General features: G+C 63.9%; 11 protein-coding genes and 1 tRNA gene. 5 read left to right on the plus strand and 7 right to left on the minus strand.

The features are described from left to right. Nucleotides 1-19 precede the first annotated feature (19 nt). Nucleotides 20-2143: a prolyl oligopeptidase family serine peptidase gene (locus CJU94_RS12080; RefSeq protein ID WP_095418888.1), complete on the plus strand. Its 2124-nt coding sequence runs from the start codon at nucleotides 20-22 to the stop codon at nucleotides 2141-2143. On the opposite strand, the gene xth is transcribed toward CJU94_RS12080, so the two are convergent. Then, a complete protein-coding gene (gene xth, locus CJU94_RS12085; protein ID WP_095418889.1) occupies nucleotides 2140-2916 on the minus strand; it encodes an exodeoxyribonuclease III in 777 nt (258 codons plus the stop codon). The two genes, CJU94_RS12080 and xth, sit on opposite strands and share 4 nt — an antisense overlap. A 170-nt stretch (nucleotides 2917-3086) precedes the next feature. Between xth and CJU94_RS12090 the strand changes: the two genes are divergently transcribed. Continuing rightward, nucleotides 3087-3374: a hypothetical protein gene (locus tag CJU94_RS12090; protein ID WP_095418890.1), complete on the plus strand. Its 288-nt coding sequence runs from the start codon at nucleotides 3087-3089 to the stop codon at nucleotides 3372-3374. A 78-nt stretch (nucleotides 3375-3452) separates the two neighbouring features. Then, nucleotides 3453-3529: transfer RNA gene (locus CJU94_RS12095), tRNA-Met, on the plus strand. 75 nt (nucleotides 3530-3604) lie between these two features. Here the strand turns inward: CJU94_RS12095 and CJU94_RS40835 are convergent. Together CJU94_RS40835 and CJU94_RS12105 are read right to left on the minus strand one after the other, a co-directional pair. Beyond that, nucleotides 3605-3913, minus strand: coding sequence for a hypothetical protein (locus CJU94_RS40835; protein ID WP_157763738.1), 309 nt, complete (start codon nucleotides 3911-3913; stop codon nucleotides 3605-3607). A 695-nt stretch (nucleotides 3914-4608) separates the two neighbouring features. Beyond that, nucleotides 4609-5307, minus strand: coding sequence for an aspartate/glutamate racemase family protein (locus CJU94_RS12105; protein ID WP_095418891.1), 699 nt, complete (start codon nucleotides 5305-5307; stop codon nucleotides 4609-4611). A 204-nt stretch (nucleotides 5308-5511) separates the two neighbouring features. Between CJU94_RS12105 and CJU94_RS12110 the strand changes: the two genes are divergently transcribed. Next, a complete protein-coding gene (locus tag CJU94_RS12110) occupies nucleotides 5512-6804 on the plus strand; it encodes an amidohydrolase family protein (RefSeq protein WP_095418892.1) in 1293 nt (430 codons plus the stop codon). Nucleotides 6805-6909: 105 nt separating this feature from the next. On the opposite strand, the gene CJU94_RS12115 is transcribed toward CJU94_RS12110, so the two are convergent. Next, nucleotides 6910-9018: a M3 family metallopeptidase gene (locus tag CJU94_RS12115; protein WP_095418893.1), complete on the minus strand. Its 2109-nt coding sequence runs from the start codon at nucleotides 9016-9018 to the stop codon at nucleotides 6910-6912. 321 nt (nucleotides 9019-9339) lie between these two features. Between CJU94_RS12115 and CJU94_RS12120 the strand changes: the two genes are divergently transcribed. Next, the gene (locus tag CJU94_RS12120) at nucleotides 9340-10455 is read left to right on the plus strand and encodes an acyltransferase family protein (RefSeq protein WP_095418894.1); all 1116 of its coding nucleotides are present in this window, start codon (nucleotides 9340-9342) and stop codon (nucleotides 10453-10455) included. A gap of 110 nt (nucleotides 10456-10565) precedes the next feature. Here CJU94_RS12120 and folD read toward each other — a convergent pair whose 3' ends face one another. From folD to CJU94_RS12135, 3 genes are all read right to left on the minus strand, one after another. Continuing rightward, entirely contained in the window at nucleotides 10566-11426 is an 861-nt protein-coding gene (gene folD / locus CJU94_RS12125; RefSeq protein ID WP_095418895.1) for a bifunctional methylenetetrahydrofolate dehydrogenase/methenyltetrahydrofolate cyclohydrolase FolD, read from the minus strand. Nucleotides 11427-11788: 362 nt separating this feature from the next. Beyond that, a complete protein-coding gene (locus CJU94_RS12130; RefSeq protein ID WP_095418896.1) occupies nucleotides 11789-12730 on the minus strand; it encodes a DUF2950 domain-containing protein in 942 nt (313 codons plus the stop codon). Between the two features lie 20 nt (nucleotides 12731-12750). Continuing rightward, entirely contained in the window at nucleotides 12751-14139 is a 1389-nt protein-coding gene (locus CJU94_RS12135) for a DUF3300 domain-containing protein (protein WP_095420318.1), read from the minus strand. Between the last annotated feature and the right edge of the window lie 601 nt (nucleotides 14140-14740).

Genomic DNA, 14740 nt, shown 5'->3' on the forward strand with positions numbered 1-14740 from the left:
TTCTGTTGAAGGAGCCGTTATGCCGACGTCGTTTTCCAGGCCGTTTTTTTGGCCGCTTTCCCCCGATACCTTCCTCGCACTCGAAGCGCTCGACGATCCGGCGGTGCTCGGATGGGTGGAGCGGCAGAACGCGCGAACGCTCGCGGCATGGGGGAGCGGGGCGCGCTATGACTCGCTCAGGAACCGGCTAGCTTCCATCTACCTGCGTAACGATCGCCCGGTCATTCCCGCGCGTTGGCGGGATTGGGCGTACGATTTCCGGCAGGACGAAGCGACTCCCCGAGGGATCTGGCGCCGCGCGTCGTGGGCGAGTTGGCGTGCCGGTCAACCCGTCTGGCAGACATTGATAGACTTCGACCGGCTCGGCGAGGACGAGCAGACGCCATGGGTGTGCGTCGATCAGCAAATTCTCTATCCGGATGGCGACCGGGCGCTGATTTGCCTGTCGTCCGGCGGTTCGGATGCAATCGGCGTGCGCGAGTTCGATCTCCTGACACTTCGTTTCGTCGACGATGGATTTGCGCTTCCCGAACCGGGCAAACATTCGATCTCGTGGATTGACCGTGACACCGTCTATCTCGGTTGGGACAACGGCGCCACGAGTGTGACGCGTTCCGGCTACCCGCGCGAAGTGCGGCGCTGGTCGCGCGGCACACCGGTAACGCACGCGCCGGTCGTGTTCCGCGCTGAATTCGACGATGTTTCGGTGGGCGCGCTTTTCGATCCCATCGACCGGCGCCACGCGCTATCCGTCTGCGTCGATTCGTTTGATTCGGATACCTACTATCTTGACGATTCGCGGCAATGGCAGCGCTTTGAAGTGCCTGCGCACGTTGCAATCGGCGCGTGGGGCGGATGGCTGCTGCTGCAACCGCGCCTTGCCTGGAACTGCGGCGGGGTGGTCTATGCCGGCGGTGCATTGCTGGCCATTCGCGAGGCAGCGTTTTTGCGCGGCGAGCGCGATTGCGCGCCGCTTTTCGTGCCCACGCCGACAACTTCGGGCTGCGACTACGCGTTCACGCGGCACGTGCTGATCGTCTCGTATCTCGACGACGTTCGACAGCATACCGTTCTGTGGCAGGCGAAACGGTCGGACGCTGCAAGCTGGCAGTGGGTTGCGCGCGAGTTTCCATCGCAGGAGAACGTGCAGGTCGGTGTTGCACCGATCGAGCCGACCATGGGCGACGAGGCGTATGTCAGCGTGGAGGACTATCTTCAACCCGGCTGCTGCTGGATTGTCGATTTGATGCAGGACGATCTCACGCAGTGGGAATTGATTGACCGATTCCCCGCCAATTTCGATGCCGCGCCTTTCGCCGTGACGCGCGCTCACGCGGTGTCGGCAGACGGCACCCGAGTGCCCTACACCCTGATCGGGCCGCGCGAGCCCGGACAGCAGGCACGGCCGTGTCTGCTGAGCGGCTATGGCGGCTTCGCGATCCCGCTGACGCCGGCTTACCTGGGCGGGACCGGCGTTGGATGGTTGGAGGCGGGCGGTGTCTACGTGGTCGCGAATATTCGTGGCGGCGGGGAATTCGGACCTGCCTGGCACACTGCGGCGGTCGGTCCGAATCGCCAGCGCGCTTTCGACGATTTCATCGCGGTCGCACAGGCGCTCGTTACCTCGGGGGTGACGACGCCCGCGCAATTGGGCATTCAGGGCGCAAGCAACGGTGGCTTACTGGTGGCGGCGTGCATGGTGCAACGGCCCGAACTGTTCGGCGCGGTGGTCAGCCAGGTGCCGCTTCTGGACATGAGTCGCTACCATCTTCTGCACGCCGGGGCGTCATGGCTCGAAGAATATGGTGATCCGGACGTCCCCGAGGACGCGAGGGTGCTGGCCGCATATTCGCCCTACCATCGGGTGTCGGCTGATCGCGCGTACCCGCCCGTGTTGCTCATGACATCCACCGGCGACGACCGCGTGCACCCCGGCCATGCGCGCAAGATGGCCGCGCGCATGCAAGCGCTCGGCGTTGACGAGGTCTGGTATTTCGAGGACACGCAGGGCGGCCACGGCGCCGCGGATGGGCTGCAAATGGCGGAGCAGGACGCGCTCGTGATCGAGTTCCTCTGGTCTTGCCTGGGCGCCGCCCAGCGGCGCAACGGTTCGGCGCGTGAGGTTCCACCCGTCGGCGGTTAGCCGAGCTGCGCGACCACCGGCGCATGGTCCGACGGCTGATCCCACTTGCGCGGCACCTTGTCGATGTCGCACGACGAGCACACCTCGGCCAACGCCTTCGACAGCAGAATGTGATCGATACGCAGCCCCGCGTTGCGGCGGAACGCCATCATCCGGTAGTCCCACCACGAGTAGAGTTTCTCAGGCTGCTCGAACCGACGGAACGCATCGACGAGGCCGAGCTCGATCAGCCGCACGAACTCCGCGCGTTCTTCGGGCGACACCAGGTTCTGGCCTTCCCATGCTTTCGGATCGTGCACGTCGCGATCTTCCGGCGCGATGTTGTAGTCGCCAAGCAGCGCGAGCTTGGGATGCAACGCCATCTCGCTCGCGATCCAGTCGTGCAGTGCGGCGAGCCAGCGTAGCTTGTACGCGAACTTGTCGGTGCCCGGCGCCTGGCCGTTCGGGAAATAGGCGGAGATAACGCGCGTGCCTTCGATAGTCGCCGCAATCACACGTTGCTGCGGATCCTCGAACCCAGGAATGTTGCGCACGATGCTGCTTTCATCGACGCTCAGGCCGTCGCGCACCAGAATGCCGACGCCGTTATACGTTTTCTGGCCAGCGAACCAGCTGCGGTAGCCTTTCTCCGCGAGTTCGGTTCGCGGGAATTTTTCGTCGGGCAGCTTGAGTTCCTGGAGGCAGAGCACGTCGGTGCCGCTGGTTTCGAGCCAGTCGATCACATGTTGCTGGCGGACTTTGAGGGAGTTGACGTTCCAGGTGGCGATTTTCATGACATTCTCACAAGCTTGCGTGATTCCGATAGTCCCGCATCTTATCGCGAGGAAGAGGGGGGCGTGAAAATGGCCCCGTCGGGGCAGTGAAAATAAAAGGATGATGCCGTCCCGCTGCGGCGTATAGTGGGATCACACACACTCGCATTCTTGCGCATCGGAGAGGCATTATGGCTGAACTTTACCCAGCGCTTTATAAGGACTTCGAAGTGCACCCGCTGGTGTTTTCGCGGACGTTCGACAAATTCGACGGCCACAAGCGTCACGCCGAAGGTTACGACGTCGCGGTGCGGGTTTGCCGGCCCGGCGCGATCAGCGGCTCGACGGCGAGCCGCGTGTTTCGTCTCGTGCTGCCGTCAACGTTCTCCGATTTCGGCGTGGCTAAACGCAGCGCGAGCCAGTACGGCGCGGATATCATCGACGGCAAGGTGGACGGCGCGACAGTCCAGGATCTTTGAGTCGCGTCACGAACGCGAAATAATTCGTGCGTTTGTTTGACGTCTTGCGAACATCTCTATACAATCCGTTTTCTCTGACGCGGGGTGGAGCAGTCTGGCAGCTCGTCGGGCTCATAACCCGAAGGTCGTAGGTTCAAATCCTACCCCCGCAACCAAGCATTGTTGAAAGCCCGCTGGCACAAGCCACGCGGGCTTTTTAACTTGTGCGCCCAGCATCGTCGCAATCTGGACTACTGCCTGGCCTCGTTTTTACTCTTGAGCAGCGTGAACGCCTTGCCATCAAACGCGTAGTAGTAAGTTCCGCGGTCGGTGCTTTCGTTACGGCTGCCGCGCACAACAAGAAGGCAACTATTCGTGCGGTAGGAAAGCGGCGCGGTGACGTCCATCGGCCAGTTGGAAACCGTGAATGGCAGTGAGCTGACCCGACCTGATTTCGAGTCGATTGCCGCCGCCGTAACGCAGCCGGACCCGCAACCCCAGGTCGCAAGGACATAGTGTCCAGCAAAGTTGACCCGCTGACTGGCTGCATCACGAATCACGGTCCTGTATTTCCGCGCTGGGGCATCGGCAAACTTCAGGCGCGGGACCGTGGCATGTTTTGATTCAACCGGTACGGAACAATTCTCAAACTTGGGAAGTGGCTCCGCATGGCTCAAACTGGATAGCGCAGCGAGTATTAAGGCCGCAAACCGGACGTGGGTTAGACGCATTGTTTAATACCAGTGGCGGGTACTGCCAGAATGACCTGCCGGAATGGGCAGAGCGGTAACGGCCATAGATGTAGCGTATGCCGCCCTGACATTCTTCCTTCGCATCACCAAAGGATGCTTCCCCGCGTGGATTCAGGCCCTACTGCGCCCGCAGTAGTCGAAACAGGCCGCGTGCCGTCGATGCCCGCCGATTCTTGCGCCATGATCCACAGGAGATCGTTGAAATCCGCGTCCGAAACGGATTCAGCACGCATGGCCTCTTTTAATGCGCTTTGAACGCCGGGGGGGCAACGCTGGATGATTTTTCACGCCATGCATGCTTTGCGGTCTTGATGGGGCGATGTAGGTGAGCGTTCTGGCTGGACATTGATGTAGTTCGGAATCGTTCGATCAATTGGATAAAATGAATAGCAGCATAATTCGCGCGTCCGTTTTCCAATGTGCCGCAGACTCCGTCTCAAAACAATCTTCTCGCGATAGCTGCCACGCTCCCCGGGCGTTCCAGCTTACCCGCCCATCCGCGCTCACTCCACTCCAATCGCCCACTCCACCGCCGCCTGCGCATGCAACGCGGTCGTGTCGAACACCGGCAGCACCGAATCTTCCGGCTTGATCAGCAACGTGATTTCCGTGCAGCCGAGAATCACAGCCTGCGCGCCACGCGCGGCCAGCGCTTCGATCACACGTTGATACACCGCGCGCGAGGCGTCGTTCACATGGCCGTGGCACAACTCGTCGTAGATGATGCGGTGCACGTCCGCGCGTTCGGCTGCGTCGGGAACCAGCGTTGTGAGGCCGTAGCGCTCGTCGAGGCGTGCCGTGTAAAAAGTCTGCTCCATCGTATAGCGCGTGCCGAGCAAGCCCACTCGTTCCACGCCTGCCGCGCGCAACGCGCTGCCGGTCGGGTCGGCGATATGCAGGAACGGCGCCTCGATCGCCGCTTCGATCGATTCATACACGCGATGCATCGTATTGGTCGCAAGCATCACCAGATCGGCGCCGCCCCGTTCGAGTTGGCGCGCGGCGTCGGCCATCTGCCGGCCGAGCGCGTCCCAGTCGCCCGCGCGCTGCAGCGCTTCGACCGGCGCGAAGTCGACGGTGAGCATCAGGCTGCGGGCGTTGTGGTGGCCGCCGAGACGCGCCTTCGCGTAGCGGTTCAGAAGCCTGTAATACTCGGTGGACGATTCCCAGCTCATTCCGCCGATCACGCCGATGGTCTTCATGTACCTGCTCCATGAGTGGATGACGGCGTGGCATCGACCGTCTGTCAGGCGAGTATAGGCGGGAGGCGGGACCCGTAGCCGGTACGGATCGCGCGTCGCTCGCCGGTACGGGCGGACGCAACGGCGCCGCATAAAAACGTCGCCACGCGCTTTCTGACGCCGATAGAATCCTGATCAATCAGGAAGGGTCAAAGGGAGCGATATATGGATCTGATCATCCGCCGCGCGATGCTGCCGCAAGGCGCCGCGCCGCAGCGAGACGTGCCGGTCGACATCGGCATCGAAGCGGGCCGCATCGTCGCCGTCGAACCGAATCTGGCCGCCAATGCGCGTGAAGAAATCGATGCCGCGGGCTCGCTCGTCACGCCGCCGTTCGTCGACCCGCATTTCCATATGGACGCGACGCTCTCTTATGGTTTGCCGCGCGTGAACGCGTCGGGCACGCTGCTGGAGGGCATCGCGCTATGGGGCGAACTGAAGCCGGACCTGACACAGGAGGCACTGATCGAGCGCGCGCTGCAGTATTGCGACTGGGCCGTGGCGCGCGGGCTGCTGGCGATCCGCAGCCATGTGGATGTGTGCGATCCGCGCCTGCTCGCCGTCGAAGCATTGGTCGAAGTGAAACGCCGTGTCGCGCCGTATCTCGACCTGCAACTGGTGGCGTTTCCGCAAGACGGCGTGTTGCGCAGCGCGGGCGCTTTCGAGAACCTCAAGCGGTCGATCGCGATGGGCGTGGATGTGGTGGGCGGCATTCCGCATTTCGAGCGCACCATGGCCGACGGCGCGCAGTCCGTGCGTTTGCTGTGCGAATACGCGGCGGAGCAGGGCTTGCGCGTGGACATGCATTGCGATGAATCGGACGATCCGATGTCGCGCCACATCGAGACGCTCGCGGCCGAAACGCATCGGCTCGGCTTGCAGGGGCGCGTGACCGGTTCGCATCTGACCTCGATGCATTCCATGGACAACTACTACGTCAGCAAGCTCCTGCCGCTGATGCGCGAGGCGGGCGTCGCGGCGATTGCGAATCCGCTGATCAACATCACGCTGCAAGGCCGCAGCGACACTTATCCGAAACGGCGCGGCATGACGCGCGTGCCGGAGATGATGGCGGCGGGCATCAACGTCGCGTTCGGCCACGATTGCGTGATGGACCCATGGTACAGCCTCGGCTCGGGCGACATGCTCGAAGTGGCGCACATGGGCCTGCATGTGGCGCAGATGACGGGTGTCGAGGGCATGCGCGCCTGCTTCGACGCGGTGACGGTGAACCCCGCGCGCATTCTCGGTCTGGAAGGCTACGGCATCGCGCCGGGCTGCGCGGCCAATCTCGTGCTGCTCGACGCGCGCAATCCGGTCGAAGCGATCCGCCTGCGCGCCGCGCGCCTCGCGGTGGTGAGCCGCGGCAAGGTAGTGAGCCGCGCGCCGGCGGCGCGCGCGGCGCTGTCGCTCGAAGGGCGGCCGTCTGAGGTGGATTTCAAACTGCATCGCGCCTAGTCGCGCGTTCGGCGCTCAAATGAAAAAGCCGGTGCCTGCGTCAAGCAGGTCACCGGCTTTCATCGGCCCGAGCAAGGCGCCGACGCGTGTATCAACCTCAACTCATCAAGGCGCGACGCCCGGCGTCATGCCGTTGTGCCGCAGCAAGGCGTCGATGTTCGGCTCGCGGCCGCGGAATGCCTTGAACGATTCCATTGCAGGACGGCTGCCGCCCACCTCCAGAATCTCCGTGCGATAACGCATGCCGGTCGCCTGATCGAGCACGCTGCCGCTCGCCGCCTGCGCCGCTTCTTCGAATGCCGCGTAGGCGTCGGCGGACAGCACTTCAGCCCACTTGTAGCTGTAGTAACCCGCCGCATAGCCGCCCGCGAAAATATGGCTGAACGTGTTCGGCCAACGCGAGAACGGTGCTTGCGGCACGACGTGGAAGCGCTCGTTGATTTCGCTCGCGAGTTCGGTGGCGTTCTTCGTGCCGGATGCGTCGAAGCCCGTATGCAGTTGCATGTCGAACATCGAGAACACGATCTGGCGCAGCGTGCCCAGACCGCTCTGGAAGTTCTTCGCGGCGAGCATCTTGTCGAACAGTTCGCGCGGCAAGGGCCTCGCCGTTTCGACGTGCGAGGTCATGTCGCTCAGCACGTCCCACTCCCAGCAGAAGTTCTCCATGAATTGCGACGGCAGTTCGACCGCGTCCCATTCGACGCCGTTGATGCCCGACACGCCCAGTTCGTCGACGCGCGTGAGCATGTGGTGCAAGCCGTGGCCGAACTCGTGGAACAGCGTGATGACTTCGTCGTGCGTAAAGCAGGCGGGCTTGCCGCCGACCGGCGCCGAGAAGTTGCAGGTCAGATACGCGACCGGCGTTTGCACGCTGCCGTGCGTATGCTTGTGACGGCCGCGCGCGTCGTCCATCCAGGCGCCGCCGCGTTTGCCTTCGCGCGCATAGAGATCGAGATAGAACTGTGCGACGAGGCCGCCGTCCTGATTCTCGACGCGGAAAAAGCGCACGTCCGGATGCCACACGGCCGCTTCGTCGCGACGGATACGCACGCCGAACAGCGTTTCAGTGACCTTGAACAAACCCTTGAAGACGGCGTCTTCCGGAAAGTACTGTTTGACCTCGTTCTCGGAGAACGAATAGCGCTTCTGCCGCAGACGCTCCGCGGCAAACGTCATGTCCCACGGTTGCAGCTCGCCCATGCCAAGCTCGTTCGCGGCGAATTCGCGCAGTTCTTTCCAGTCCTGTTCGGCGTGCGGACGCGCTCGCGTGGCGAGGTCTTCCAGAAAGCTCATGACCTGGGCGGGCGACTCCGCCATTTTCGGCGCGAGCGAGACTTCGGCGAAGTTGTTGTAGCCGAGCATCTGCGCTTCTTCGGCGCGCAGTTTCAACTGCTCGGCGAGCACCGCGGTGTTGTCCCATTCGGGCTTGCCATTGCCGTATTGCGGGCCGAGTTCCGAGGCGCGCGTCACATAGGCGCGATACATTGCTTCGCGCATCGGACGATTTTCCGAGTACTGCATCACCGGGAAATACGACGGGAAGTGCAGCGTGAATTTGTAGCCGGTTTTGCCTTCGCGCTCGGCCGCTTCCCTGGCGGCTTCGACCACGTCTTCGGGCAGGCCGGCCAGTTGCGCTTCATTGCCGGCTTCGACGATATACGCATAGGCGTTGGTTGCGTCGAGCACGTGATCCGAAAACGCTTTGGACAGCGCCGCCTGGCGTTCCTGCAATTCGGCGAAATGCGGCTTCTGGTGTTCCGGCAATTCCGCGCCGGACAGGCGGAAATCGCGCAGCGCATTGCCGAGGATCTTCTTGCGCTCGCCGGTCAGCGAAGCGAAGTCGCTACTGGCATGCAGCGCCTTGTACTTCTCATAGAGCGCGAGATTCTGTCCGACGCTCGACCAGAACTCGGTGACGCGCGGCAGATTCTCGCCGTACACGGCGCGCAGCTCGGGCGTATCGGCGACGGCGTTCAGATGGCCGACCACGCTCCAGGCGCGCGACAGCGGCTCGGTGGCGCGCTCGACCGGCTCGACCACGTCGGCCCACGACGCGGGCGTGATCGGCTGGGCGGCGCGCTCGACGGCGGCGGCCGCATCGGCGAGCAGTACATCGAGGGCGGGCGTGACGTGTTCGGGGCGGATTTGGCCAAAGCGCGGCAGGTCGGAGAAATCGAGGAGCGGATTGTCGTGATTCGAGGCGGTAGTGGACATGAGGCTTCCTGTCTGACGCGGGTGAACGGGTAATCGGTGCATGGACGGCGGTTCCCCAGAAGGACTTCTTTCGGGGCGTGCGCGACGACGCCCTGGCGCAGCCGATACAGACATTATTGGGGCAGGGCGCGCCGTTTCCAATCCGTCGGCAGACAAATTATCAGATGTCGCCGCACTGTGCGCGTGGCGGGGCGCCGCCGCGCGGGCAAAAAAGCGCCACTGTGCTCTGTGCGAAAGCGAACGGTCCGCATTGCTGCTGTGCGGCAAGGTGGAGTGTCGCTATCGGTCGGCGGCGCTTTTTGTTTTTGTAATGAGGTATCGATGAACCTGCTTTCGGATGCTCTATCACGCAAGGGCAACAACTTCGACCTCGTGCGACTGCTGGCTGCCATCGCCGTCGTCTACGGCCATTCGTATCTGCTCCAGGCACCCGACGGCACCACGGATTGGGTCCAGAACGCGCTGGGTTTCGACGGTTTCGGCGCGCTGGGCGTCTACGCCTTTTTCCTGTTGAGCGGCATGCTGGTCACCGCCAGCTTCGACCGGCAACGCTCGGTGCCGCGCTTCACCGTCTTGCGCATTGCGCGACTGTGGCCGGCGGTGGCGGCCGGTTCGCTGGTGACGGTGTTCGTCGTCGGCCCGCTCTTTACGACGTTGCCGCTGCGCGAATATTTCGCCTCCGGCATGACGTGGGCCAATCTCGACAATTTCTCGACCATCGTGCTGAAAACCGGCTGGGCACTGCCCGGCGTGTTCGAGCACAACCGTTTTCCTGTCGACGTCTGCGCACCGCTCTGGACGCTGCCGCTCGAAGTGCGTTGCTATCTGATCGTGCTCGTGACCGGTATGGTGGGGTTGCTGTCCAGCTCCCGCGGCGTGGCGCTCGCCGCCGCGCTGGGTTGCGCCGCCTTCGTGCTGCGCGTGAATCTGTCGCATTGGCAGGTGGGTTTGCGCGACTTCAGCGAAACGCCCGGCGGTTATTCGTTCTGGCCGGAGCCGTTCTTCATGCTGGGCATGTTGCTGTACGGCTGGCGTGAACGGATCGACATCAACGGCTTGACGGCGCTCGCGCTCACGATGGTGTTTCTGGTGTTCCGCGACACGGCCGGCGCGCAGCCGCTGTTCTATCTGGCCTTCGTGTACGGCGTGCTGTGGGTCGGGACGACGCCGCTGTTGCGACGCTTCGTGCCGCGTCACGATTACTCGTACGGTATCTATCTGTACGGCTTCATGGTTCAGCAGTGCGTGGCGAACATTGCGCCGCAACTGGGGCACGTGGCGGCGGTCCTCGTCGCCGCGCCGATCATCCTGTTGTGCGCGGCGCTGTCATGGCACTTCGTGGAGCGGCCGGTGCTGAAGTGGTGCCGCGGGCGTCTCGCACGCCGCTCGACGCCGCTCGCGGCAGGCATGCCGGCCGGCGATCAAGCCACGCGCTGAGCGTACGGCGCGCGTTCGGCGCCGCTCGTGGGCGCTGCCCTGGCGCAAGGCCAGGGCAGCAGGGTCTCGATGCCGGCGAATCCGCTTCTGCCGGCTTTCCTTCTCATGCTTTACGCGTGTGCCGCTGCTTCGCGCTCGGCGGCTTCGATCGTATTGACGAGCAGCATGGTGATGGTCATCGGGCCGACGCCGCCTGGCACCGGCGTGATGTAACCGGCCACTTCCTTGACACCCGCGAAGTCGACGTCGCCGCACAGCTTGCCGGCTTCGTCGCGATTCATGCCCACGTCGATCACCGCCGCGCCCGGCTTCACCATCTCCGCCGTGAGAATATTGCGCAGGCCGGTGGCGGCGACCACCACGTCGGCATTGCGCGTGTGGGCGGCCAGATCGCGCGTCTTGCTGTGGCAGATCGTCACGGTCGCGCCGGCTTCGAGCAGCAGCAGCGCCATCGGCTTGCCGACGATGTTCGAGCGGCCGATCACCACGGCGTTTGCCCCTTGCAGCGGGATGTCGTAAGCGGCGAGCATTTTCATGACGCCATACGGCGTGCACGGGCGGAACAGCGGCCGGCCGGTCATCAGCGCACCGGCGTTGGCGACGTGAAAGCCGTCCACGTCCTTCTCCGGCGCGATCGCCTCGATCACCTTGTGGCTGTCGATATGCGGCGGCAGCGGCAGTTGCACCAGAATGCCGTGAATGAGCGGATCGCGGTTCAGTTCGTCGATGCGCGCAAGCAGCTCGGCTTCCGGCAGATCAGCGGGATAGCGGTCGAACGACGAGCCGAGGCCATTGTCGTGGCACGCCTTGACCTTGTTGCGCACGTACACTTCGCTGGCCGGATTGTCGCCGACCAGCACCACGGCGAGGCCCGGCTGATGGCCGCGGGCGGTGAGGGCGGCGGCGCGCGCGGCGACGTCGGCACGCAGGGTCTTGGAAAGGGCGAGGCCGTCGATCAATTTGGCAGTCATGGTCGGGTCGAGATGGGCAGTTTGGAAAGCGGGGCAGGGCGCAGGCGCCCGAGCGTGCCAGGCGCGATGGCGCTTTTCAGCGGGAATGGGTCGGCACGTGAAAAGCGCGCGGCGCGAATCGGGGTTAAGCGGCGCTGCAAAGTCCGACATTATACCGGCCCCGCCAGCCGCGCCGCTTACGGATGCGCCGCTGCATGGCTGCGCCGTGGCGTGCGTGCCGCGCGTGCTCCGCGCGACGGGTTCGATGCGCCGCTGACCGCCCCCTCGACGCCCGGTTTGACGTCCGGCTTTCGACTCGTTCCGCTCGTTCAACCTGTGCGGCCGTGACCGCCGGTCCGCCGCCGCGGCCGCCAATTCGCCTGCTATGGCTGGACCGCTTGCCAATCCGAGTCGGGATCGAACGACTTGATCTGCGCCGCCACTTGCGTGGTTTGCGGTCCAAGGTTCCTCTGATACACCTGCCCCTCCTGATTGACGATGAAGCTCATCACGCCGGTCTTGCCATAATCGGCCGGCGCCGCGATCAGCCCGAACCCTTTGCTCAGCACGCCGTTTTCGAGGTAGTTCTGCGCGCCGCCCTTAGCGTGCGGGCCTTGCGCGGTGAGAATGCGATAGTGATAGCCGTGATAGGCCTCCTGAGGCAGCGTGCCGCCAGGCATGGTGGCGGCGAGCGGGCCGAGCGGGCTTTCCGCTTCGCCGGGCGCCGTGGTCCAATACAGGCCGTCATGCTGTCCCGGCGTGCTGACGAAGCGCTGTGCGTAGTGCCGGGTCAGGTTGCGATAGTCGTATTGCGCATCCAGATAGGCGAGCGAGGTCAGGATCGCCGCGCGCTCATTGCGGCCGATGCGGCGCGTCAGCATCTCGTCGCGCGCCGCCGGTAGATCGAAACGCCAGCCTTTGCCCGCTTGCACGAGCGGAATCGGCAAGCTCCAGCCGCTGTAGCCCACCGTCAGGTGCGCGGTGACGCGCCCCTTGTCCGCGGTGGGGTCCTGGACGATCTGATGGTTTTTCGACCATTCGCCGAGAAACTGATAGATGTCGTCCTCGCCGATACCGTCGGTCGGAATGAAGCGCTGAAAGTCGCTGCCGAGCACACGCTTGAGCGCGTCCTCGTCGTTGCGGGCGAGCGCTTCGACGAATGCATTGGCGGCATCGTCCGCGCTGGGATAGAGCGCCTGCGCATGGGCCGGGATCGTGCTGATCAGCAGCGCCGGCGCGAGGAGCACCGTCGCAGTGGTGCCGAGAGCGACGGTAACGGTCACGACGTGGGCGCGCAGCGTGCCCTGTGAGAATAGACGCATCATCAGAGACTCCTTTTCATTGATCAACGATTGCGGCCGAAGTGGCGCTCACCTGCGCCGCCGCCCCAGTTGCCGGCACTTGCGCCGCGCTGCGCGCTGCCGCTTGTGTTGAGGCCGCCCAATGTGTGCGGCTGGCCGGCATTGTTTGCGCCGAGACCCTCCCGCGGGCGTTGCTGGCCACCGCCGTTCGCGCCGAGACCTTCCTGCGGGCGTTGCTGGCCACCGCCGTTTGCACCGAGTCCGCCGTGTGTGTGCTGCTGGCCGCCGCGGTCGGTGAGCGCGTCGCGGCTCGTCTGGCCGCGCAGCGTGTCCTGGCGCGCGGCGTTGCCATCGCCGGCGCCGCGCAGCGCATTGTCGCGATTGACGTTTTGCGCGCGGTTCTGCAATTCGGGGTTTGCCGTGCCGCCGTGGTGGATCCCTTGCACGCGTTCACTCGCGCTGCCGCCCGGATTCTGTCCCGTGCGGTTCTGCAGGGTCTGCTGTGCCTGAGCGCGGGCGTTGTCGCGGCCGCGATACGCATCGCGCTGCGTGCCGCCGAGGTTGCCGTTCAGGTTGCGTTCGACATTCGCGTTGTGCACGTTGCGATTGACGTCGGTGTTGCGGTTCCAGTTCGTCGTGTTGCCGTTCACATTGAGCCGGTTGTTCACATTGATGTTGTTGTACCGGTTCACGTTGATATTGACGTCATGCGAGTTCCAGTTGAAACCGCCCCACAGCGCGTTCGCCACGGCGATGCCCGTGCCGAACGCGAGGCCTGCCGCGAAGCTGGTGGCGATGGTGTAACCGGGCGGCGGCGGTACATACACCGGCGGATACGCGGGATAGGGCCACACGCCGTAGACCACCGTGGGGTTGTAGGTCGGCACGTACACCACCTGCGGGTTGACCGGCACGATCTGAATCGTGCTCTGCTCGACCACGACCGTTTGCTGCGCAGTCGTTTTCAGACTGCCCGCCGCTTGCGCTTGCCTGCGCAGACGCTGCACGGAGTCCATCACGTCATTGGGCTGGGCGAGGAACGCGGTGCCCAGTTGCGAGACCCAATCGGCTTTCGATGCCATGGTGGCGAGCACCTGCGGGAACGCGACGAGTGACTGCACGCTCGCGTCCCACGGCTCGGACGCGACGGCTCTGACCGCATCGTCGCCTTGCAGCCTGGAGTTGGCGTGCGACCATGCGGCCGCCGCCCGCACGTCCTGCGGGAAGGTCGAGGCCATCAGCACCTGCGCGAGCAGGGCGTCGGGATAAAGGGCGACGGGAGCGGCCAGCGAATCGAGTTGCTGGTTCGACATTCTGGCGGCGCCTTGCGCATGGACGACGCCCGGCCCGGCAAGTCCAGCCACGAGCGGGGCGCCGGCAAGGACGGCGCAGACAAACAACACACGCGAGCGGTGTGCTCCGGATCGTTTCACGATGAATTTCTCCCGGTGGTGTTGATAAGACGCGACGTTGGTGCGCAACACGGGCTGCGTCGGTTCGCCGCGATGGAAATTCGCAAGGAAGTGGCAAGGAGTGGTGAAGCGAGCGGCTGTCCGGTTGGCCGTCAAAGCGCTCGGCGAACACGATGCTACGAAACGGACACGTTCGAGCCTGTCCGATTGTTTCGCACCACTAGGCGATTCAGCGTGCGGTTTTTTGCAGCACGTCGTTCCCGCGGGCAGCGCTCTATCGGCGCAATCCGCTAAGGAGTTCTGCGTAAATTAAAGGGTGCGGATCAGTCCGTCAATCTTGTCTGAGGAAAGAAATTGTTGCGCAATAGTGTAAGCGGTTGCTGAGTAATGCGTACTATTTGCTGTTCGCTGCGTCGATTTGGCGCAGTTCGAGGGGATGGTCGAACGGAGCGCTGCGCGGAAATATCAGGCGGCGGAGCGTGAGGCTGTGAGCAAAATGGCGGGCGTGGCAGCGTGAGGCGGTAAGCGAAATAGCAGGCGGGGAAGCGTGAGGCTGCGAGAGGACTAACAGACGAGGACGGTGATGCGGCGAGCGGAATGGACAGGCGGGGCAGCGTCAGCC

Source organism: Paraburkholderia aromaticivorans (assembly GCF_002278075.1).
GTDB lineage: Bacteria > Pseudomonadota > Gammaproteobacteria > Burkholderiales > Burkholderiaceae > Paraburkholderia > Paraburkholderia aromaticivorans.

Excerpts from the sequence above, each read along its gene's own strand:
- xth (WP_095418889.1), bottom strand. The coding sequence starts at position 2,916 with ATGAAAATCGCCACCTGGAACGTCAACTCCCTCAAAGTCCGCCAGCAA.
- CJU94_RS12090 (WP_095418890.1), top strand. The coding sequence starts at position 3,087 with ATGGCTGAACTTTACCCAGCGCTTTATAAGGACTTCGAAGTGCACCCG.
- folD (WP_095418895.1), bottom strand. The coding sequence starts at position 11,426 with ATGACTGCCAAATTGATCGACGGCCTCGCCCTTTCCAAGACCCTGCGT.
- CJU94_RS12080 (WP_095418888.1), top strand. The coding sequence starts at position 20 with ATGCCGACGTCGTTTTCCAGGCCGTTTTTTTGGCCGCTTTCCCCCGAT.
- CJU94_RS12115 (WP_095418893.1), bottom strand. The coding sequence starts at position 9,018 with ATGTCCACTACCGCCTCGAATCACGACAATCCGCTCCTCGATTTCTCC.
- CJU94_RS12120 (WP_095418894.1), top strand. The coding sequence starts at position 9,340 with ATGAACCTGCTTTCGGATGCTCTATCACGCAAGGGCAACAACTTCGAC.
- CJU94_RS12105 (WP_095418891.1), bottom strand. The coding sequence starts at position 5,307 with ATGAAGACCATCGGCGTGATCGGCGGAATGAGCTGGGAATCGTCCACC.
- CJU94_RS12130 (WP_095418896.1), bottom strand. The coding sequence starts at position 12,730 with ATGATGCGTCTATTCTCACAGGGCACGCTGCGCGCCCACGTCGTGACC.
- CJU94_RS12110 (WP_095418892.1), top strand. The coding sequence starts at position 5,512 with ATGGATCTGATCATCCGCCGCGCGATGCTGCCGCAAGGCGCCGCGCCG.